At 72.6% G+C, this 21,669-nt stretch carries 13 protein-coding genes; 4 read left to right on the top strand and 9 right to left on the bottom strand.

The annotated features are described in order from the left end of the window. Positions 1–13 precede the first annotated feature (13 nt). From uvrC to K304_RS0102425, 4 genes are all read right to left on the bottom strand, one after another. Positions 14–2,011 (bottom strand): excinuclease ABC subunit UvrC, encoded by a 1,998-nt coding sequence (gene uvrC / locus K304_RS0102410; RefSeq protein WP_027762438.1) that lies wholly within the window; start codon positions 2,009–2,011, stop codon positions 14–16. A 73-nt stretch (positions 2,012–2,084) separates the two neighbouring features. Next, positions 2,085–4,892 carry a DEAD/DEAH box helicase family protein gene (locus K304_RS0102415; RefSeq protein WP_199779547.1) on the bottom strand — a complete coding sequence of 936 codons (2,808 nt, stop codon included), beginning with the start codon at positions 4,890–4,892 and terminating at the stop codon, positions 2,085–2,087. Further along, positions 4,889–5,545 carry an MBL fold metallo-hydrolase gene (locus tag K304_RS0102420; RefSeq protein WP_027762440.1) on the bottom strand — a complete coding sequence of 219 codons (657 nt, stop codon included), beginning with the start codon at positions 5,543–5,545 and terminating at the stop codon, positions 4,889–4,891. Before K304_RS0102420 ends, K304_RS0102415 begins: the two co-directional genes overlap by 4 nt. A 341-nt stretch (positions 5,546–5,886) precedes the next feature. Next, entirely contained in the window at positions 5,887–6,591 is a 705-nt protein-coding gene (locus K304_RS0102425; RefSeq protein WP_027762441.1) for a maleylpyruvate isomerase family mycothiol-dependent enzyme, read from the bottom strand. Positions 6,592–6,768: 177 nt separating this feature from the next. On the opposite strand from K304_RS0102425, the gene uvrA reads away from it, so the two are divergent. Continuing rightward, positions 6,769–9,684, top strand: a complete 2,916-nt coding sequence (gene uvrA / locus K304_RS26900) for an excinuclease ABC subunit UvrA (protein ID WP_051307734.1) — start codon at positions 6,769–6,771, stop codon at positions 9,682–9,684. A 108-nt stretch (positions 9,685–9,792) separates the two neighbouring features. Here uvrA and K304_RS0102435 read toward each other — a convergent pair whose 3' ends face one another. Continuing rightward, positions 9,793–10,701 carry a hypothetical protein gene (locus tag K304_RS0102435; protein ID WP_037789103.1) on the bottom strand — a complete coding sequence of 303 codons (909 nt, stop codon included), beginning with the start codon at positions 10,699–10,701 and terminating at the stop codon, positions 9,793–9,795. A gap of 339 nt (positions 10,702–11,040) precedes the next feature. Between K304_RS0102435 and K304_RS0102440 the strand changes: the two genes are divergently transcribed. Beyond that, on the top strand, positions 11,041–14,400 hold the full coding sequence (locus tag K304_RS0102440) for a phosphodiester glycosidase family protein (RefSeq protein ID WP_027762443.1): 3,360 nt from the start codon (positions 11,041–11,043) through the stop codon (positions 14,398–14,400). 10 nt (positions 14,401–14,410) lie between these two features. Here the strand turns inward: K304_RS0102440 and K304_RS26905 are convergent, their stop codons facing one another. The 3 genes from K304_RS26905 to uvrB all read right to left on the bottom strand — a co-directional run bounded on the left by K304_RS26905 (position 14,411) and on the right by uvrB (position 18,507). Beyond that, positions 14,411–15,439, bottom strand: coding sequence for a TerC family protein (locus K304_RS26905; RefSeq protein ID WP_051307736.1), 1,029 nt, complete (start codon positions 15,437–15,439; stop codon positions 14,411–14,413). A gap of 280 nt (positions 15,440–15,719) precedes the next feature. Further along, a complete protein-coding gene (locus K304_RS0102450) occupies positions 15,720–16,298 on the bottom strand; it encodes a TerD family protein (RefSeq protein ID WP_027762444.1) in 579 nt (192 codons plus the stop codon). 73 nt (positions 16,299–16,371) lie between these two features. Beyond that, positions 16,372–18,507 (bottom strand): excinuclease ABC subunit UvrB, encoded by a 2,136-nt coding sequence (gene uvrB, locus K304_RS0102455; protein WP_027762445.1) that lies wholly within the window; start codon positions 18,505–18,507, stop codon positions 16,372–16,374. A gap of 160 nt (positions 18,508–18,667) precedes the next feature. On the opposite strand from uvrB, the gene K304_RS0102460 reads away from it, so the two are divergent. Next, a complete protein-coding gene (locus K304_RS0102460; RefSeq protein WP_027762446.1) occupies positions 18,668–19,588 on the top strand; it encodes a glycerophosphodiester phosphodiesterase family protein in 921 nt (306 codons plus the stop codon). An 88-nt stretch (positions 19,589–19,676) separates the two neighbouring features. Beyond that, positions 19,677–20,285, top strand: coding sequence for a methylated-DNA--[protein]-cysteine S-methyltransferase (locus K304_RS0102465; protein WP_199779548.1), 609 nt, complete (start codon positions 19,677–19,679; stop codon positions 20,283–20,285). A gap of 93 nt (positions 20,286–20,378) precedes the next feature. On the opposite strand, the gene K304_RS33550 is transcribed toward K304_RS0102465, so the two are convergent. Then, on the bottom strand, positions 20,379–21,239 hold the full coding sequence (locus tag K304_RS33550) for a M23 family metallopeptidase (protein ID WP_051307740.1): 861 nt from the start codon (positions 21,237–21,239) through the stop codon (positions 20,379–20,381). Positions 21,240–21,669: the final 430 nt, after the last annotated feature.

The raw sequence follows: 21,669 nt of genomic DNA on the forward strand, positions 1-21,669 counted from the left end.
GGTCCGGCCGTCGTCAGCGGTTGCTCCCCCGCGTCTGGCGGGGGCGTTCTTCGTCTTCCACGATCTCACCCGTGGCGGTGTTGACGGCGGGTCCTCCCGGAGCCGCCCCGGCCAGCGACGCCGCAACGGTCTCCGCGGTCTTGCGGCCGAAGCCCGGGACCTCGCAGATCTGCTCCACGGTGGCCGCCCGGAGCCGTTTGACCGACCCGAAGTGCTTGATCAGCGCCTGTTTGCGGGTCTCGCCGAGGCCGGGCACGGCGTCCAGCGGGCTCGCCGTGAGGGCCTTCTTCCGCTTGCTCCGCTGGTAGGTGATCGCAAAACGGTGCGCCTCGTCACGGACGCGCTGGAGGAGGTAGAGGCCTTCACTCGTACGGGGGAGAACGACGGGGTCGTCGTCCTGCGGCAGCCAGACCTCCTCCAGCCGCTTGGCGAGGCCGCACACGGCCACGTCGTCGACCCCGAGCTCGGTCAGTGCCCGCTGCGCCGCCGCGACCTGCGGCTTTCCGCCGTCGACCACCAGGAGCTGCGGCGGGTAGGCGAACTTCTTCGGACGCCCGTCCTCGTCCCGGCCGTGCTCGCCCTCCTCGCCCTCGGGCCACTCGCCGGTCCGCTGCATCTCCTGGAGGTACCGCCGGAAGCGCCGGGCGACGACCTCGTGCATGGCCCGTACGTCGTCCTGGCCGGCGAAGGAGCGGATCTGGAAGCGTCGGTACTCGCTCTTGCGGGCGAGGCCGTCCTCGAAGACGACCATGGACGCGACCACGTCGTCGCCCTGGAGGTGCGAGACGTCGAAGCACTCGATGCGCAGCGGCGCGGAGTCGAGGTCGAGGGCCTCGGCGATCTCCTCCAGGGCGCGGGAGCGGGTGGTGAGGTCGGAGGCGCGCTTGGTCTTGTGCAGGGCGAGCGCCTGCTGGGCGTTGCGCTGGACGGTCTCCATCAGGGCCCGCTTGTCGCCGCGCTGCGGGACGCGGAGGTTCACGCCGGCGCCGCGGCGACCGGCCAGCCACTGGGCGAGCGGCTCGACCGGCTCGGGCAGGGCGGGGACCAGCACCTCGCGGGGCACGGTGTCGCCGCTCTCCTCGCCGTAGAGCTGCTGGAGGGCGTGCTCGACGAGTTCGGCGGTCCCGACCTCCTCGACGCGGTCGGTGACCCAGCCGCGCTGGCCGCGCACGCGGCCGCCGCGGACGTGGAAGATCTGTACGGCGGCCTCGAGTTCGTCCTCGGCCAGCGCGATGAGGTCGGCGTCGGTGGCGTCGGTGAGGACGACGGCGTTCTTCTCCATGGCGCGGCGCAGCGCCTCGATGTCGTCGCGGAGCCGGGCGGCGCGCTCGTACTCCGTCTCCTCGGCGGCCTCGTGCATCCTCTCCTCGAGGCGGCGCAGGTAGGCGCCGGTGCGGCCGGCCATGAAGTCGCAGAACTCGTCGGCGAGTTCGCGGTGCTCCTCGGGGCTGATCCGCCCGACGCAGGGGGCGGAGCACTTGCCGATGTAGCCGAGCAGGCAGGGACGGCCGATCTGCGCGGAGCGCTTGAAGACGCCCGCGGAGCAGGTGCGTACGGGGAAGACGCGCAGCAGGAGGTCGACGGTCTCGCGGATGGCCCAGGCGTGGGCGTAGGGCCCGAAGTAGCGCACACCCTTCCGCTTCGGGCCGCGCATCACCTGGACGCGGGGGAACTCCTCGTTCAGCGTGACCGCGAGGGACGGGTAGCTCTTGTCGTCGCGGTACTTGACGTTGAAGCGGGGGTCGTACTCCTTGATCCAGGTGTATTCGAGCTGGAGCGCCTCCACCTCGGTGGAGACCACGGTCCACTCCACGGATGCCGCCGTGGTCACCATCGTCCGGGTGCGCGGGTGCAGGCCCGACAGGTCCTGGAAGTAGTTCGCCAGGCGCGAGCGGAGGCTCTTGGCCTTGCCGACGTAGATCACGCGGCGGTGCGCGTCACGGAACCGGTAGACCCCCGGCGAGTCGGGGATCTCTCCCGGCTTGGGTCGGTAGGTGGAGGGGTCTGCCATGCGTCACACCCTACGTGCGGGGACCGACGTCCTGCGGGGCGCTGCCCGGGCGGTTCCGCAGCCCGCGGCCGGGTCACGTCCAGGCGACGCGGAGGGCGGTGGAGGCGTCCAGCGGCGAGGCCCCGGCCTGGGCGGCGAGCACGCCCGCGCCCTCCGGGGAACGGGTGTAGACGGGCACGGCCCCGCTCACGTACCGGCGCCAGGCCGCCGCGTACAGGTCGACGCGCCGGCGGTTCTCGCCCAGCACGGCGGGCACCGCGTGGTGCACCACCGCGTGGGAGCGGAGGCGGCCGCGCGCCGCCAGGCCCCCGTCGCGCAGGCCGTGCCCGGTGACGAGGTAGCGGGGAACGAGGTAGCGGGGGTCTCCGACCGGCGACACGGCCTCGTCGAAGGCGGTGGCGAACAGGGCCGACGCCGCCGCCGGCACCCCCGCCAGCCGCAACCGGTAGGCGCCGGTCTCGTCGGGGGCGACGGACACCGCCTCCGCTCCGCGCGGGACGAGCCCTGCCGCATGCAGGGCCTCCGCGACGGCGCGGGCGACGGCGGGAATCGGAGGCTCCGCTCCGGCGGCGCGGAGCATGCGGGCGCCGAGCGCGGCCCTGCACAGCGCGTAGGCCGCCCCTCCCCCGGCCGCGGCGGCGACCAGCGCGAGGACGCCCGCGCCGAGGAGCACGGCCGCGACCGCGCACACCAGGGCCGCCGTCGCGGTCGCCGCCCACAGCGAGGGCGGTCGCGGGACGGCGGGGGCGACGCCGCCGGGCGCGGGGACGGCGACGGGCGGGCGTACCGGCGCGCCGGGTTCGGCCGCTGCGGGGACGGGACCGCGTCCGGCGGGCGGCGCCACCCGCACGGTGTGCACGAGGCGGTCGTCGTACGGGCTGCCGACGCGCCACGCCGCGCGGGTGGTCTCCCGCTGCTCGGCGCGGCGCAGCATGACCGCGTTGAGCCGGTCGAAGTCGTGGGCCGGCGGCGGCGCGTACGGGGACAGTGCGGCGTGGACGTGGGCGACGCCGGAGACGACCTCGCCGGCCTCGGTGATGCCGAGGTAGCCGGCGTGCTTGCGGACGAAGCGGTCCCAGTCGCCGGTGCCCTTGGGGTGGCCGTCGGCGACGCAGACGACGGACCAGGTGTGGGCGGTCTTCTCCGGCCAGGAGGGGTCGATGCGCAGGGCGCGGCCGCGGGTCTGCACGACGGCGGTCGCGGTGGTGGCCTCGGTGAGGTCGACGAGGGTGTTGACGCCCCGGGCGTCCCATCCCTCGCCGAGCATGCCGCGGGTGCCGACCAGGGCGCGGGTGCCCCCGCTCTCGAAGAAGCGGGTGGCCAGGGCGACCCAGCGGCGGCTGTCCCAGCGGCCGGTGATCTCCACCGTCCCGCCGTCCCCGGTGGCGGGCGGCGGGTCGAGGCGGAGGGCGGGGTCGGCCTCGGCGGCCCAGGCGTGGAAGCGGCGCGCGGTGTCCGGTGCGGCGGCGACCGTACGGCCGGTGACCAGCAGCGGGCCGAGCACGGCGGTGCGGGGGTCGGCGGCGAGTTCGTCGAGGACGAGGCGCGCGGAGCCGGCCTCCTGGGCGAGGACGCCGTGGAGGGAGGCGGGCAGCGTGGCGGTGGCCCGCTCGTGGTCGCAGACGACGACCGCGCGGAGCCGGTCGCCGAGCGTCGTGCTCTCGGCGGCGAGGATCTCCCGGACGGCGGTGGTCTTGGCGGCGCTGCGGGCGAGCACGCGGTCGACGGGTGAGCGGCCGGCGCGGATGCCGGCGCGGGTGAGGCGGTGCCCGACGGCCGGCAGGGCGGCGCGTACGGCCTCCACCGCCCGGGTGTCGCGGGGGTCGTCGCTGCGGAGCAGGCAGCGGCGGATCCAGTCGTCCAGCAGACACACCCAGTCGGCGGCGAGCGGCGCGTGCCGGTGCTCCTCGCGCAGCCGGGCGCCCTCGGGCAGCTCCAGGAGTCCGTGGTGGTGGAAGCGGAGGGCGGCGTCGGCGGTGTCCGGGTTCTCGCGGGCGAAGCGGTGCCAGGGCAGGGCGCGTTCGCCGGTGGCGGTCCGGCGGCGCACGATCCGCTCGTCGAGCCAGGCAAGGAAGGGGGTGGCGGCGAAGCCGGGGTCCAGGAGGTCGGTGGTGAGCGTGGCGAAACGTTCGGCCTCCGCCGCGAGCCAGTGCTCCTCGTCGGCGGTGGGCGGGGTGATCCAGGCGAGTTCGGCGTACGGGGCGAGATGCCCCTCCCGGACGGCGGCGGGGATGGACGGGCCCTGGACGGCGGGGCCGAAGAGTTCGTCGACCAGTGCCGCCTGCGCCGGGGTGAGACGGTCGGGCGGGGTCGCGGTGAGGCCGACGACGGTGGCGTCGGGCAGTTCGCGCAGCAGCTCGGCGAGCAGCTCGCCCCAGGTGTCGAGCAGGTGGTGGCACTCGTCGAGGAGGAGCGTGACGCGGCCCGCGTCGCGGAGTGCGGCGACCAAGGCGCGGCCCTGCGGGCGCAGCCGGTACAGGTGCTCGGTTCCGCCGGGTTCGCCGGCACCTTCCTCGTCGACCTCGGCGTCCGGGTCGAAGGTGGCGAGGGCCTGGTAGGTCAGCACGGTCACCGGGTCGGTCAGCGCGCGGTCGGTGCCGGCCGGAGGCGGGGCGGGGCGGTAGGTGCTCCACGCGGCCAGCCACTGGCCCTGGATCGCGGTGTTCGGGCCGAGGACGACGATCCGGTCGCCCCGTCTGCGTGCGGCTTCCAGGCCGGTGAGCGTCTTGCCCAGGCCGGGCGGGAGCACCACCCAGGCCCGGCGTCTGCCCGCCGCGAACGCCTCGTCGAGGGCGTCCAGCGCCTCGGACTGGTGCCGGCGCAGTGGTACGGGCGGCCGGACGCCGGCGAACCCGGTGCCGTCCACGGCGGGCGTGCTCACCAGCCGCGCTCGCGCCACTCCGCGAGGTGCGGGCGCTCGGTGCCCAGCGCGGTGTCGGCCCCGTGGCCGGGGTAGACCCACGTCTCGTCGGGGAGCCGGTCGAAGAGCTTGGTCTGCACGTCGTGCAGGAGCGTCGTGAACGCCTCCGTGTCGCCGAAGGTGTTACCGACGCCGCCGGGGAACAGGCAGTCCCCGGTGAAGAGGTGGGGATGGCCGTGCGGGTCGTCGTAGACGAGGGCCACCGAGCCCGGGGTGTGGCCGACCAGGTGGCGGGCGGTGAGCTCGACCCGGCCGACGCGGACGGTGTCGCCGTCCTCCAGCGGCACGTCGGTGGGCACCGGGATGCCTTCGGCGTCGTACCGCCCGGCGTACGTGCGGGCGCCGGTGGCGCGGACCACCTCGGCCAGCGCCTGCCAGTGGTCGCCGTGGCGATGGGTGGTGACGACCCCGGCGATGCCGTCCTCACCGATGAGGCGGAGGAGCGTCTCCGGCTCGTTGGCCGCGTCGATCAGCAGCTGCTCGCCGGTGGCGCGGCAGCGCAGCAGGTAGGTGTTGTTGTCCATCGGGCCGACGGCCGCCTTGGAGATCATCAGGTCGGCCAACTCGTGCACGTCGGCGGGACCGCCGACCTTCACCGCTCCGCTGTAGGCCATGCCCTCACCCTAGGGCCTGTCCGGCGGATCTTTGAGGGTCAGCCCGCGGCGTCGGATGCATGGGGTCTCCCCAGGTCCGCCAGGACCGTGGGGACGCATCGCAAGGCGGAGGATCGCAGCTCGTACTTGTCGTACTCGCGCGATGCGACAACGGTGGGGGCACCCCCGTGCCCGAAGGGCCACGGGGGAGAGGTGCCGTAGCCGTCGTCGCGGGCCCGAGAAGATCCGCCGGACAGGTCCTAGTCCTCACGGGCCGGCCGACGGCCTCCCCGCGCCTGCCCGGAAACGGTTCCGGGCAGGCGCGCAGACTTCCCCCGCACCTGCCCGGAACGGGGCGGACGTCAGAAGGTGGGAAGGGCCGGCAGCGGCTCCGGGGCGGAGAGGCCGGACCCGTCGGCACGGCCGGTGATCCAGCCCATGAGGGCGACGGGCGTGCCCGTGACGACGAGCGGCTCGCCCTCGGCCGCACCGGTACGCCAGGACCGCCCGTCCCCGGTGCGCAGCTCGACGCCGACGGCCAGGTCGGCGTGGCCCTGGTACCGCGCGGCCATGTTCGCGATCTCGCGCTCGACGAAGTCCGCCGGAACGTCCGTCAGTTCGTATCCGACGCCGAGATCCACGTGGTGCAGTTCGGTCTCGATCCAGCGCCGCCAAGGGATGTTCGCGACCCGGTCGGTGACGCCGTTGCGCAGTTCGACGGTGCGCTCCCATCCGGCGTCGCCGTCCGGCTGCCCCTCGAAGGCTCCGTCGAGGCGGAGGGCCGTGACGGCCACGTCCTCCATGTGCTCGGCGGCCGGGCGGGGCGCGCCGCTCTCGATGTCGGCGTCGCGCGCCTCGGCGCCGGCGTACATCGGCCTGCCGGCGAGTACGTTGAGCAGCGCGTCGGAGTTGCGGGCGAGGTGGGCGAGGACGTGGCCGCGGGTCCAGCCCGGGAGGCGGGAGGGCGCGGAGATCTCCGGGTCGCTCAGCTTCGCGACGGACTCGAGGAGGCGTGCGGTGGACTCGCGGAGGGCCGCGCAGTCGTCGGCGGGAGAGTGCGTGGTCATGATCCCAACGTAGCGGCCATCACACCATCGAGTGAAGCTCGCGCTCCAGGCCGGGAAATCGAATGCGCGTGCTATAGGCTCGCTCTGCGGCATCCGAAGCACACCGTCGCGGCGCTCCCATACCCTGGGGTTCGTGGGCCTGCGCCCACAGCTCCCGCACGAAAGGTCTCATCCGGCGTGGCCGACCGTCTCTACGTACGTGGCGCTCGCGAGCACAACCTCAAGAACGTCTCCATCGACCTCCCCCGGGACGCGTTGATCGTGTTCACAGGGCTTTCCGGGTCGGGGAAGTCCTCCCTGGCCTTCGACACCATCTTCGCCGAGGGCCAGCGGCGCTACGTGGAGTCGCTCTCCAGCTACGCGCGGCAGTTCCTCGGCCAGATGGACAAGCCCGACGTCGACTTCATCGAGGGCCTGTCGCCTGCCGTCTCCATCGACCAGAAGTCGACCTCGCGGAACCCGCGGTCCACGGTCGGCACCATCACCGAGGTCTACGACTACCTGCGGCTGCTCTTCGCGCGGGTCGGAAAGCCGCACTGCCCCGTGTGCGGCGACCCGATCACCCGCCAGTCCCCGCAGGCCATCGTGGACAAGGTGCTGGACCTGGAGCCGGGCAGCCGCTTCCAGGTGCTGTCGCCGCTGGCGCGGGAGCGGAAGGGCGAGTTCGTCGACCTCTTCCACGAGCTGCAGACCAAGGGGTACAGCCGGGCCCGGGTGGACGGGACGACGATCCAGCTGTCGGACCCGCCCAAGCTGAAGAAGCAGGAGAAGCACACCATCGAGGTGGTCGTGGACCGCCTCACGGTCAAGGAGGGCGCGAAGCGCCGCCTGACCGACTCGGTGGAGACCGCGCTCGGCCTGTCCGGCGGCATGGTGATCCTCGACTTCGTCGACCTGGACGAGGACGACCCGCTGCGCGAGCGCATGTATTCCGAGCACCTGTACTGCCCGCGGGACGACCTGTCCTTCGAGGAGCTGGAGCCGCGGTCGTTCTCCTTCAACTCGCCCTTCGGCGCCTGCCCCGAGTGCACCGGCATCGGCACGCGGATGGAGGTGGACCCGGAGCTGATCGTCCCGGACGAGGAGAAGTCGCTGGACGAGGGCGCCATCCACCCGTGGTCGCACGGCCACACCAAGGACTACTTCGGCCGGCTGGTCGACGCGCTGGCCGACGCACTCGGCTTCCGCACCGACATCCCCTGGGCCGGCCTCCCCCAGCGGGCGAAGAAGGCCCTGCTGAACGGCCACCGCACCCGCATCGAGGTCCGGTACCGCAACCGCTACGGCCGGGAGCGCGCCTACACCACGGCCTTCGAGGGGGCCGTGCCGTTCGTGCGGCGGCGCCATCAGGAGGCCGAGACCGACAGCAGCCGGGAGCGCTTCGAGGGCTACATGCGCGAGGTGCCCTGCCCGACGTGCGAGGGCACGCGCCTCAAGCCGATCGTGCTCGCCGTCACCGTGCAGGGCCGCTCGATCGCGGAGGTGTCCGCGATGTCCATCAGCGACTGCGCGGACTTCCTGCGGGACCTCAGGCTCACCGCGCGGGAGAAGACGATCGCCGAGCGGGTGCTGAAGGAGGTCAACGAGCGGCTGCGGTTCCTGGTCGACGTCGGCCTCGACTACCTCTCGCTGAACCGCGCGGCCGGCACCCTCTCCGGCGGCGAGGCGCAGCGCATCCGGCTGGCCACCCAGATCGGCTCCGGCCTGGTGGGCGTGCTCTACGTGCTGGACGAGCCGTCCATCGGCCTGCACCAGCGGGACAACCACCGGCTGATCGAGACGCTGGTGCGGCTGCGGGACATGGGCAACACGCTGATCGTCGTCGAGCACGACGAGGACACCATCAAGACCTCGGACTGGGTGGTCGACATCGGTCCGGGTGCCGGAGAGCACGGCGGCCGGGTCGTGCACAGCGGCCCGCTGGACCAGCTGCTCACCAACGGCGAGTCGGTCACCGGCCACTACCTCTCGGGGAAGAAGCAGATCCCCACGCCCCGGGAGCGCAGGCCGGTGGACGGCGACCGCCGCCTCCTGGTGCGCGGCGCGCGGGAGAACAACCTCCAGAACATCGACGCCGCCTTCCCCCTCGGCGTCCTGACGGCCGTCACCGGCGTCTCCGGATCCGGCAAGTCGACGCTGGTCAACGACATCCTCTACACCCACCTGGCGCGCGAGCTGAACGGCGCCAAGGCGGTTCCGGGCCGGCACACCCGCGTCGAGGGCGACGACCTGGTCGACAAGGTGGTGCACGTCGACCAGTCGCCGATCGGCCGCACCCCGCGCTCCAACCCGGCGACGTACACCGGGGTGTTCGACCGGGTGCGGAAGCTGTTCGCGGAGACCACGGAGGCGAAGGTCCGCGGCTACCAGCAGGGCCGGTTCTCCTTCAACGTCAAGGGCGGCCGCTGCGAGAACTGCGCGGGCGACGGCACCATCAAGATCGAGATGAACTTCCTGCCGGACGTCTACGTGCCCTGCGAGGTGTGCCACGGCGCGCGCTACAACCGGGAGACCCTGGAGGTCCACTACAAGGGGAAGAACATCGCCGAGGTCCTCGACATGCCCATCGAGGAGGCGCTGGACTTCTTCGAGGCGGTCCCGGCGATCGCCCGTCACCTGCGCACGCTCAACGACGTGGGCCTGGGGTACGTGCGGCTGGGGCAGCCGGCGCCGACGCTGTCCGGCGGCGAGGCCCAGCGCGTCAAGCTCGCGAGCGAGCTGCAGAAGCGCAGCACCGGCCGCACGGTGTACGTGCTGGACGAGCCGACGACCGGTCTGCACTTCGACGACATCCGCAAGCTGCTGGGCGTGCTGTCGGGGCTGGTCGACAAGGGCAACACGGTGATCGTCATCGAGCACAACCTCGACGTCGTCAAGACCGCCGACTGGCTCGTGGACATGGGCCCGGAGGGCGGCAGCGGAGGCGGCCTGGTGATCGCCGAGGGCACCCCTGAGGACGTCGCGGCGATCCCGGCGAGCCACACGGGCAAGTTCCTCCGCGAGATCCTGGGCGACCGGGTGAGCGACGCGCAGGTGCCGGCGTCCCGCAAGCCGCGGAGCACCGCGCGGAAGAAGGCCGCGGCCCGGAAGTAGCGCCGCCGCGTGGGGGGCGGGTCCGTCGCCGGGCCCGCCCCCCACGCGCGTGTGCCGGCGCCGCTGCGGGTCGCGCGTCCCCTCGGTCAGGCCCAGGCGTCCCCTCGGTCAGGCCCAGTCCCAGCTGATGCCGAGGAGTCCGGGTTTCACGTCCTGGTGCGCCAGGTGCACCGCGCGGTGCGGCGCGGACAGGTCGAGTTCGCGCACCTGTGTCGGCCGTGCGCCCGGCGCGGTCCGCGCGAAACTCCGGCAGCCCACCGGCAGCGCGTCCGCGTCGAACCCGGCCTGGAGCACGTACTGCCCTCCGCCGAAGCTGAAGCCGCGCACGTACTCGCCGCACGGCCCGGCCGTGCCGTCCTCGAAGGTGTAGCTGAACATGTGGGTGTCGCCCACCCGCAGCCGCGTGTCGAAGAGGAGCTCCGCGGCGACCAGCCCCGTCGGCCCGTGCCGTCGCACACTGCCTGGGCGGCAGTTCTCCCCGGCTCGCAGGCGGACGCCGGACACGTCGCAGCCGTCGTCGCCGTAGTGGATGGCCACGTACCGGTCGATGCCGTCCCGGTGCGCGCGCACCACCTGTTCCGAGTGCCGGGAGGCGAGTTCGCGGCGTGCCCCGATCCGCACCCGTTCGACGTGCAGCACGGTGTGCACGCCGCCGTCGGCGGGCCAGCGCAGTTCCGCGAGCAGCTGCTGGAGCGCGTCCGCGGCGTCGACCAGCGACCGGTACGGCCGTGCGGCGGGCCGTTCCGCCGAGGCGGTCTCGCGCAGCAGCCGGGTGAGCGCGTCCCGCGGCAGATCCAGCACCTGCTCCAGCGCGGTGACCGCACGCATCGACTCGGGGCGGGCCGGACGCCGGTTGCCCTGCTGCCAGTAGCTGAGGCTGGTCACCCCGACCTGTATGCCGCGCTCCGCGAGCCGGTGCTGGATGCGGTGCAGCGCGAGACCGCGCGCCTGGATGGCGGCGCGCAGGGCGACGTGGAACGGCCCGGTCTTCAGAAGCTGGTCCAGTTCGGAGTGCATGCTCACGGTGTCGCTCTCGTTCTCGCGCGGGCCGGCAGCGCGGCGCCGGCGTCATCGACGTCCGTCCGTTCACTTCGGCGCCGGTGACGTTCACATCGTTTCGCTCCCGCGCATTACAGCCTGTTGACCAGCGGGTCAGCAAGGCTTTCGGCGCCGCCAGAGGTCGGCCCAATAGTTCGTGCCGAATTCGCCGACGGCCCTCTGGTGCGACCCGCCCTCCCTTGCCACTGTGTGCGGCTGTGTGCACGCCCTGTGCACTGAACTCACCTTTACCGAGGGGGTTTTGTGAAAGAAGCTCGCCCGCGCAGACGGTTCCCCGTCCGTTCGATACTCGTCCCGGTGGCCGCCGCGTCCGCACTGGCCACCGGGCTCACGGCTCCGGCCGGCGCCGCTCCCGGCGCTCCCGTCCCGGCACACGCCCCGGCCTCGCCCGCTCGGGCGCCCGGCACGCCCGGGCCGGGGTGGGAGACCGACAGCACCAGCCGCCCGGTGGCGCCCGGCGCCACCCTCACCTCCTTCGACCGGCTCGCCCCCGACAAGTGGCTGCGGGCCGACGCGCTCAGCGTCGACCTCGAGGAGGGCACGCGCGTCGACCACCTCTCGGGCGCGGTCTCGGAGCGCCGCACGCTCGGCGAGCACGTCGCCGCGCACGACCCCGGCGAGGGACGCCGCACGGTCGCCGCGATCAACGCGGACTTCTTCGACATCAACGTCACCGGCGCGCCGCTGGGCCCGGGCGTCCGGAACGGCGAGATCACCCAGTCCCCCGAGCCCGGTGCCACGCAGGCGGTCGGCTTCGGGCCGGGCGGCGCCGGCCGCGTCCTCGACCTGTACTTCGAGGGCACGCTGACCCTCCCCGACGGCGAAGAACCGCTCGCCGCCTACAACGCGGCCGACGTCCCGCAGAACGGCATCGGCGCCTACAACGCCCAGTGGGGCGACGCCGACCGGACGGCGACGGTGGAGGGCGCGGCCGAGACCACCGAGGTGGCGGTCCGCGACGGCCGGGTCGTGAGCGTCTCGGAGAAGCCCGGCGACGGGGCGGTCCCGCCGGACACCACCGCGCTGCTGGGCCGTGACGCGGGCGCCGAGGTGCTGGCCGGGCTGAAGGCCGGCGATCCGGTGTCCTGGGAGTACGACCTGCGTACGGGCGACGGCGGTCCGTTGCCGCGGACGGCGGTCGGCGGCCGCGGCGTCCTGGTGCTCGACGGCGAGCCGCAGGACTGGGAGGGCCGGCCGAACAACACGACCGCCCCGCGCACCGCGGTGGGCTTCTCCCGTGACGGCTCCACCCTGCACGTACTCACCGTCGACGGGCGGCAGGCCGCGTCCGGCGGCGTCACCCTCACCGAGCTGGCCCGGATGATGGACGAGTTGGGCGCCTACAACGCGCTCAACCTGGACGGCGGCGGTTCGTCCACGCTGCTCGCCCGCGAACCGGGCTCGGACACGCCGCAGCTGGAGAACGCCCCCTCCGACGGGGAGCAGCGCGAGGTGCCCAACGGTCTGGCGCTCACCGCGCCCGACGGCAGCGGCGACCTGCGCGGCTTCCGGGTGGAGACCGCCGCCGACCCCGCCCTCGCTCCCACCGCGGACACCGTCCCCGGCGGCCACCCGGAGCGCGTCTTTCCCGGCCTCACCCGGCAGTTGACGGCCGCCGGCTACGACGAGACCTACGGTCCGGCCGAGGGCGACCCCGACTGGCGGGTGCACCGGCCCAGCGTGGGGCGGGTCGACGACGACGGCACGTTCCGCGCCCGCCGCACCGGCAGCACCGAGGTGAGCGCCCGGCGGGGACGGGCAGACGGTTCCGTCGAGCTCCGGGTCCTCGGAGAGCTGCACCGCGTGACGCCGACCCGGGACCGGGTGGGCCTGGCCACGCCGCAGGACGAGGGCACCTTCGGGGTACTGGGATTCGACGCGGACGGCACCAGTGCGCCCGTCGACCCGGCCGATGTGGAGCTGGAGTACGACGGGGCGCTGTTCGCCATCGCCCCGGACGCGACCACCGGCGGCTTCACGGTGCGTTCCCGCAGCGGTGAGGAGGGCGCGTCGGGAACCGTGAAGGCCACCGTGGCCGGGCACAGCACCGTGCTCGCCGTGACGGTCGGCCTGCGCGACCAGCACGTCGCCGCCTTCGACGACGCCGGCGACTGGACGTTCTCCGCCGCCCGCGCGGAAGGCTCGGTCGCCCCCGAAGCGGCCGGTCGCGACGGGCAGGGGCTCCGGCTGGACTACGACTTCGGGCAGTCCACGGCGACCCGCGCGGCGTACGTCAACCCGCCGCAGTACCTCGAGGTGCCGGGTCAGCCGCAGGCGTTCACCCTGTGGGTCGAGGGCGACGGCCGCGGGGCGTGGCCGTCGCTGCACCTGGTCGACGCGAACGGCACCTCCCAGGTGCTGCGCGGTCCGCACGTCACCTGGGAGGGCTGGCGGCAGGTGACCTTCACCGTGCCGGAGGGGGTGGCCTACCCGCTGAAGGTACGGCGCTTCTACGTCGCCGAGACGCGTCCGGACGCGCAGTACAGCAGCAGCATCGTGCTGGACGAGCTGGTGGCGCGCACCCCGCCGGACGTGGAGCTGCCCGCACAGCCGGCCGTGCGGGACCGCCTGATCTCCACCGCGCGGGACGTGGCCGGCCGCGACTGGCGGTTCGCGGTGATGTCGGACGCCCAGTTCGTCGCCCGCGAGCCGGACAGCGAGCTGGTGGCCAAGGCGCGGCGGACGTTGCGGGAGATCCGCGCGGCGGACCCGGACTTCGTCGTCGTCAACGGCGACCTGGTGGACGAGGGGTCGCCCGAGGACCTGGCGTTCGCCCGGCAGGTCCTGGAGGACGAGCTCGGCGACGCCGTGCCCTGGTACTACGTGCCGGGCAACCACGAGGTGATGGGCGGCAGCATCGACGCCTTCGTCGCGGAGTTCGGCCCGGCCCGCCGCACGTTCGACCACGAGGGGACCCGCTTCGTCACCCTGGACACCTCCTCGCTCTCGCTCGGTGGTCTGGAACAGTTCGCCGCGCTGCGCGGCCAACTGGACGCGGCGGCGCGCGATCGGCGCGTGCGGTCGGTGGCGGTCGTCCAGCACGTGCCGCCGCGCGATCCGACGCCGCAGCGGGCGAGCCGTCTCACGGACCGGCTGGAGGCGGATCTGCTGGAGAAGCTGCTCAGCGCCTTCCACGCCCGGAGCGGCAAGGACGTGCTGTTCGTCGGCTCGCACGTGGGCGTCTTCGACGCCTCACGGGTGGACGGCGTGCCGTATCTGGTCAACGGCAACGCGGGGAAGAACCCTGCCGCGCCTCCCGGTGAGGGCGGATTCACCGGCTGGTCCCTGGTCGGCGTGGAGCGGCACGGCACGGTGCACTCCGGCCGGGAGGCGTTCGCGGTGCAGACCCGCGCCCACGTGGACGGCCTGACGCTCCAGGCGCCGGACGCCCTGCCGGACGGCGCGACCGCCGCCGCGGGGGCGACCGTGCGGCAGGGCGAGGGGGCCGCGGCGCACGAGGTGCCGGTGGCGTGGCCGGTCAGCGCGGACTGGTCCGGTTCGCGGAACCTGTGCCTGGGCGACGAGCGGCCGAAGCGGCGCTGCGACGCCGCCTTCGATCCGGCGACGGGGGTGCTGACGGCACTGCGCCCGGGCACCGTCTCCCTCGCGGTGGAGGTGAACGGCGCCCGGGCGGAGCGGACGGTGGTGATCGGCTGACGCGCAGGCGTCAGTCGTCGTCCTTGGAGAGGGGGCCCCGGTCGTCGCGCGCGTCCGGGGTCCCCACCGGGGCGGTCTGCTCCTCGCGCTGCTTCCGGGCCTGCTTCTTCGAGGCGTAGAGGCTGGTGACCGTGGTGACGACCAGCACCGCGCAGATGACCCCGAGGGAGACCGGGATGCTGATCTCCGGGACGTGCACCCCCGCCTCGTGCAGGGCGTGCAGCACCAGTTTGACGCCGATGAAGCCGAGGATGATGGACAGCCCGTAGGAGAGGTGGACGAGCTTCTTGAGGAGACCGCCGATCAGGAAGTACAGCTGGCGCAGGCCCATCAGGGCGAAGGCGTTCGCCGTGAACACGATGAACGGGTCCTGGGTGAGGCCGAAGATCGCGGGGATGGAGTCCAGTGCGAAGAGGACGTCGGTGGTGCCGATCGCGAGCATCACGATCAGCATCGGCGTCATCAGCCGCTTGCCGTTCTCCCGGATGAACAGCTTGGTGCCGTGGTACTGGTCGGTCGAGGGGAAGCGCCGCTCGATCATCTTGAGCATGCGGTTCTCCTCGTACGCCTCCTCCTCGTTCTCGACGCGCGCCTCCTGGACGAGCTTCCAGGCCGTCCAGATCAGGAAGGCGCCGAAGATGAAGAAGACCCAGGAGAACGTCGAGACGATCGCCGCGCCCGCGGCGATGAAGCCGGCGCGCAGCACCAGGGCGATGAGGACGCCGATCATCAGCACCCGCTGCTGGTAGATGCTGGGCACCGCGAACTTCGCCATGATCAGGACGAAGACGAAGAGGTTGTCGACGCTGAGTGACTTCTCGGTGATGTAGCCCGCGAAGAACTCGCCGGCGGGCTGCCCGCCCCCGAAGACGAAGAGACCGATTCCGAAGATGACGGCCAGGACGATCCAGACGATCGTCCAGATGCCCGCCTCCCTGAGGGAGACCTCGTGCGGTTTGCGGCCGACGAAGAAGTCGACGGCGATCAGGGCACAGAGACCGATGACGGTCGCCGCCCATACGGCAAAGGACACATCCACGTGACGTACACCTCCGGCTGATGCGCTGCCGGAGGTCTCTTCCGCCCGCGCCGCGCCCGACCTGTTCCGGTACGCGCCGCCGGACCGGCGCCCCGGGGCCGGTCCGACCGGCCCGTACTGACGGGGTCACCGCGACGTGGGAATACTCCCCTCCGCACGGTCCAGGGTAAAGCAATGCCAAGGAAAGGCAAAGAGGAGCTTTACCCGAACGGGTGGCGGAGTGGCGGGGGAGGCCCGAGGGGCCGGTGAGGCCGGAGGGACCGGACGACCCCGTGCGGCGTCAGAGGTGCGGCACGATCGCCGGCATCAGGTCCTGGAACGTGCGGCCCTCGGCGGGCTCGCCGATGGCGGTCATCTGCCAGCCGCTGCCCTCACGCTGCACCTTCGCCATGATCTGCGCGGTGTACGCCCCGCCGCCGGTCAGGGTGTACCGGGCGAGCTCCTCCCCGTTCGCCGCGTCGAGCAGGCGGCAGAAGGCGTTCTCCACCTCGGTGAAGGTCTGGCCGGTGAAGGAGTTCACGGTGAAGACGATCTGGTCGATGTGCGCCGGGACGTGCTGGAGATCGACCATCACCGTCTCGTCGTCCCCGCCTCGACCGGCGCCGCCGACCAGGTTGTCCCCGCTGTGCCGGACGGATCCGTCATCGCTGACGAGGTGCTTGAAGAAGACCACGTCCGCCGGCTGCTTGCCGGCGAAGAGCACCGCGGACGCGTCCAGGTCGATGGCCTTGGCCCGGCGGCCGAACAGCCCGCGACGGGGCGCCGCCTGCCAGCCCAGACCCATGCGCACGGCCGAGAGGCTGCCGCCGTCGGACTTCCGCAGGCTGACCGCCTGCCCCTTGGACAGGTTGACCGTCACCGTGTGTCCCCTCTCGACGTGTCATCCGCCGTCACCGGCACTCCAGCGCCTGTCCGGCCCTGGGGACGGCAGCCTACTTGAGGCCGGCCTCGCGCATCTGCCGCAGTTCCTTCTTGAGTTCGCCGACCTCGTCGCGCAGCCGCGCGGCCACCTCGAACTGGAGCTCCGCGGCCGCGGCGCGCATGCGCTGCGTCATGTCCTCGATGAGGTCGGCCAGGTCCCCGGCCGGGCGGTCGGTGAGGACCTCTCCGTCGGCCTTCCCGCCGCTCCGGGCGGCCTTCCCGTGACCGAGGTCGGGCACCGGGGCCTTCTGCCCACGGCCCTTCTCCACGGCGCTCTGCCGGTACCCGGTACCGAGGAGCTCCTCGGTGTCGACGCCCTCGCGGGCGATGTCCGCCACGATGTCGCCGATCTTCTTGCGCAGCGGCTGCGGGTCGATGCCGTTGGCCTCGTTGAAGGCGATCTGCTTGGCACGCCGGCGGTTGGTCTCGTCGATGGCCCTGGCCATCGCGGGGGTGACCTTGTCGGCGTACATGTGCACCTGACCGGAGACGTTGCGCGCCGCGCGGCCGATGGTCTGGATCAGCGAGGTGCCGGAGCGCAGGAAGCCCTCCTTGTCCGCGTCCAGGATCGCGACCAGCGACACCTCGGGCAGGTCCAGCCCCTCACGCAGCAGGTTGATGCCGACCAGCACGTCGAACTCGCCGGCCCGCAGCTCCCGCAGCAGCTCCACCCGGCGCAGCGTGTCGACGTCGCTGTGCAGGTAGCGGACCTGGATGCCGAGCTCCAGGAAATAGTCGGTCAGGTCTTCGGCCATCTTCTTGGTGAGGGTGGTGACCAGCACCCGCTCGTCGGCCTCGGTGCGGGTCCGGATCTCGTGCACCAGGTCGTCGATCTGGCCTTCGGTCGGCTTGACCACGACCTCCGGGTCGACCAGACCGGTGGGGCGGATGATCTGCTCCACCACGCCGTCGCCGCGCGACAGCTCGTACGCGCCCGGGGTGGCCGAGAGGTACACCGTCTGGTCGATGCGCTCCAGGAACTCCTCCCACTTCAGCGGCCGGTTGTCGATCGCCGAGGGCAGCCGGAATCCGTGGTCGACCAGGGTGCGCTTGCGCGCGGCGTCCCCCTCGTACATCGCGCCGATCTGCGGCACCGTGACGTGCGACTCGTCGATGACCAGCACGAAGTCGTCGGGGAAGAAGTCGATCAGGGTGTGCGGCGCGGAGCCGGGGTCGCGGCCGTCGATGTGACGCGAGTAGTTCTCGATGCCGGAGCAGGTGCCGATCTGCCGCATCATCTCGATGTCGTAGGTGGTGCGCATCCGCAGCCGCTGCGCCTCCAGCAGCTTGCCCTGCTGCTCCATGGAGGCGAGCTGCTCGGCCAGCTCGGCCTCGATGCCGCCGATGGCCTTCTCCATCCGCTCCGGACCGGCGACGTAGTGCGAGGCGGGGAAGACGTACAGCTCGCTGTCGTCTGTGATGACCTCGCCGGTCAGCGGGTGCAGCGTGGACAGCGCCTCGATCTCGTCGCCGAACATCTCGATGCGCACGGCGAGTTCCTCGTAGACCGGGAAGATCTCGATCGTGTCGCCCCGGACCCGGAAGGTGCCGCGGGTGAACGCGGCGTCGTTGCGGCTGTACTGGATGTCGACGAAGCGGCGCAGCAGCGCGTCGCGGTCGATCTCCTCGCCGACCTTGAGGGAGACCATCCGGTCCACGTACTCCTGTGGCGTGCCCAGGCCGTAGATGCAGGAGACGGAGGCGACCACGACGACGTCGCGCCGGGTGATCAGCGAGTTCGTCGCACTGTGCCGCAGGCGCTCGACCTCCTCGTTGATGGAGGAGTCCTTCTCGATGTAGGTGTCCGTCTGCGGGACGTACGCCTCGGGCTGGTAGTAGTCGTAGTACGAGACGAAGTACTCGACGGCGTTGTGCGGCAGCAGCTCGCGGAACTCGTTGGCCAGCTGGGCGGCGAGGGTCTTGTTGGGCGCCATCACCAGCGTCGGGCGCTGGAGCTTCTCGATCATCCACGCGGTCGTCGCGGACTTGCCGGTGCCGGTGGCGCCGAGCAGCACGACGTCCTTCTCGCCACCCCGGACACGGCGGGCCAGGTCCTCGATGGCGGTGGGCTGGTCGCCGCTGGGCTGGTACGGGCTGACGACCTCGAAGGGCGCCACCTTGCGTTCGATCTTGGTCACGGGCCGCATGACACCCACCGTACGGCCCGGCACCGACACGCGCCCCGACCCGCGGGGTTCAGCCCTCGGACACCCGTTCGCCTGTTGTGTGTACGACGCAACCGGGAACCTCTCTCTGACAGGAGCACGCGGATCACCGTGTGCTCACGGACGGACGCGAGGAGTCTCCATGGCGATGCGCCCTCTCACCGTGGCAGCCGGTGCGCTGCTGGGCCTGTCCACCCTCTTCCTCTGCGCCACCCCCGCGGCCTCGGCCGCCGGGGCCGCGGCCGCCCTCCCCGCCGCGAAGGCGGCGGCGAAACCGGGAACCGGCCGGGCGCCGGTCGTCGTCGCCCACCGCGGCGCCTCGGCATACGCCCCGGAGAACACCCTGGCCGCCGTGGACGCGGCGCACGACCTGGGCTTCGCCTGGGTGGAGAACGACGTCCAGCGCACCCGCGACGGCGAACTGGTCGTCCTGCACGACGAGAGCCTGGCCCGCACCACGGACGTGGAGGAGGTCTTCCCCGACCGCGCGCCGTGGCGGGTCGCCGACTTCACCGCGGCGGAGGTGGCGCGGCTGGACGCCGGAAGTTGGTTCGGCGAGGAGTTCGCCGGCGAGCGGATCCCGACGCTGGAGCAGTACCTGCGGCGGGTCGAGGCGAACGGGCAGCGGCTGCTGCTGGAGCTCAAGAAGCCGACGCTCTACCCGGGCGTGGAGGGCCAGACCCTCAAGGAGCTGGCGAACGAGGGCTGGCTGGACCGGCACCACGTGGCGCGCCGGCTGGTGATCCAGAGCTTCGAGGCGGAGGCGGTGCGGACGGTGCACGAGCTGGCCCCCGAGGTGACCACCGGCTTCCTCGGCACCCCGGCGGCCGCCGAGCTGCCCGGCTACGCGGCGTTCACCGACCAGATCAACCCGAACCACTCCACCGTGACCGCGGACTACGTGTCCGAGGTGCAGGCCCTGGAAGGCGCGCACGGCAGGCCGCTGCAGGTGTTCACCTGGACCGTGGACGACGCCGCGACCGCCCGCCGGGTGGCCGAGGCGGGGGTCGACGGGATCATCTCCAACGCCCCCGACGTCGTGCGGGACGCGGTGGGCCGCTGACCCGGGGCTCTCCCCCTCCCCGGCGACCCGGGGAGGGGGAGAGCCGCCGCGGCGGAGCGATGTCGGTGGGCCGCCGTACGCTGGCTGCGTGGTGAACGGAGCGGACGAGGCGGACGAGAACGGGCCCGGCGGGGCGGCGGAGTGGGGCTGGAGCCTGTTCGAGTCCCCTGTGGGCCCGCTGCTGCTGGCCGCCACCGCGGACGGGCTGGTGCAGGTGGTCTTCCACGCCACCCCGGAGGTGACGCGGCGTGCGCTGGACCGCCTGCGCGCCCGCACCGGGCGGGAGCCCCGCGCCGGGAGCGGCGGGCACGGCGCGCCGGGCAACGGTCCGTGGGCCGGGCATCTGGCGTGCGCCGAGCGCGAGCTGGCCGCCTACTTCGCGGGCGACCTGCGCGTCTTCACCGTCCCGCTGGACTGGTCGTTGACCGGCGGCTTCCACCTGCGGGTGCTGCGCGCCCTGGCGGCGGGCGTGCCGTACGGGACGACGGCGGGATACCAGGACCTGGCCGACCGGGTCGGCGAGCCCGGTGCCGCCCGCGCCGTCGGCGTCGCGATGGGCGCGAATCCGCTGCCCGTGGTGGTGCCCTGCCACCGCGTGGTGGAGAGCGGCGGCGGGCTCGGCGGGTTCGGCGGCGGGAGGGAGACGAAGCGGGAGCTCCTCACGCTGGAGGGCCTGCTCCCGCAACCACTCTTCTGATCTGTTCTTCCTGGCCCTGACGGTCTTCCCGGTTCTGCCGGCTCCGGACGGTCCGCCCGGAGCCCCCTCGGAACGAGGGCCTTCAGCCGAGCGTCACGGGTTCAGGCCGTGGCTCTTCAGGAAGCCGACCGGGTCGAAGCCGGAGCCGTAGACCGGGGTGGTGCGGATCTCGAAGTGCAGGTGCGGACCGGAGGAGTTGCCGGTGCTGCCGGACTGGCCGATCTGCTCGCCGGTGTTCACCTGCTCGCCCGTGCCGACGCCGATCTTCGAGAGGTGGGCGTACTGGCTGTACTTGCCGTTCGGGTGCTCGATCACGATGCGGTTGCCGTAGGAGCCGCCCCAGCCGGTGGTGACGACGGTGCCGCCGTGCACGGCCTTCACGCCGGTGCCGGTGGGCACCGCGAAGTCCTGGCCGGAGTGCGCGGCGGACCAGCGGTTGCCGCTGTCGGCGAAGCCGGCGGTCTTGGTGTACGGCTTCTCCACCGGGAGCGACCAGGACGGCGCCTGGGCGCGGCCCTGGCTACGGCTCGCCTTCTTCGCCTTCTTGGCCTTCCCGTCCTTGCCGCCACCTGCCTTGTGCTGGTGGCCGCCGTCGCGGGACTGGGCCTTCTTCTCCGCCTGGGCCTGCTTGCCCGGCCCGTCCTTCTTCTCGTCCTTGCCGTCCTGGGTGGCACCGGCCTTCTTCCCGGCCTTCTCGCCCTTCTCACCCTTCCCGGCCTTCTCGCCCTCGCCGCCCGTGTCGGGCTTGCGGTCCTTCTTCTCCGCGGCGTCGGCCTGCTGCTGGGTGGCGTGGGCGGCCTTGGCAGGGGTGTCCGTCGCGAACATGTCGTCGCCGGCTGCGAGCGCCACGCCGGAACCCAGGGCCAGGGATGCGCCGACCCCGCCGGCGATGACGGCGTTACGGGTGCGCGGGATGCGGCCGAGGGCGTCGGTAATCGTGGTGTGCAGGCGCATGGGGTACTTCCTCCGGAATTCGGTGGGGGTTTCCTGGCTCTGCGGACCAGGCCCCACCTTGGTAACCCGCCAATCCGGCATTTCCAAAAAAGACCGGTTACTAAGGGGCGCCGTACTCGAAATGGACAAATAGGGCGCGAGGTGGAGGTGCTCGCGGTTTCCGGGAACGGCCGCGCGAGGGACTCCCGGCACGCCACCTGCGCACATCCCCCAGCAGAAGCGGCCCGTCGCCTGCCGCGGCGGCGAGGCGAGGGGCCCGGCCGGGGGCGGGCCGGGAGTCCGGGACCTTCGTCCCGGGCATTCCTATGCCGCTTCGTAGAGCCCGTTCTCCTGTGCCTCACCTCACCCGCGGAAAGGCTCCGCCGGTGCTTTTTGTGACGTGCGGCACGGGAATTCTGTGACCTGGCTTACCTGAATTCTGTGACCTGAG

The organism is Streptomyces sp. CNS606 (assembly GCF_000426325.1).

Coding starts and splice junctions, on each gene's coding strand:
- uvrB (WP_027762445.1), bottom strand. CDS start 18,507: ATGCGGCCCGTGACCAAGATCGAACGCAAGGTGGCGCCCTTCGAGGTC.
- K304_RS33550 (WP_051307740.1), bottom strand. CDS start 21,239: ATGCGCCTGCACACCACGATTACCGACGCCCTCGGCCGCATCCCGCGC.
- K304_RS0102460 (WP_027762446.1), top strand. CDS start 18,668: ATGGCGATGCGCCCTCTCACCGTGGCAGCCGGTGCGCTGCTGGGCCTG.
- K304_RS0102435 (WP_037789103.1), bottom strand. CDS start 10,701: ATGCACTCCGAACTGGACCAGCTTCTGAAGACCGGGCCGTTCCACGTC.
- K304_RS0102425 (WP_027762441.1), bottom strand. CDS start 6,591: ATGACCACGCACTCTCCCGCCGACGACTGCGCGGCCCTCCGCGAGTCC.
- uvrC (WP_027762438.1), bottom strand. CDS start 2,011: ATGGCAGACCCCTCCACCTACCGACCCAAGCCGGGAGAGATCCCCGAC.
- K304_RS0102420 (WP_027762440.1), bottom strand. CDS start 5,545: ATGGCCTACAGCGGAGCGGTGAAGGTCGGCGGTCCCGCCGACGTGCAC.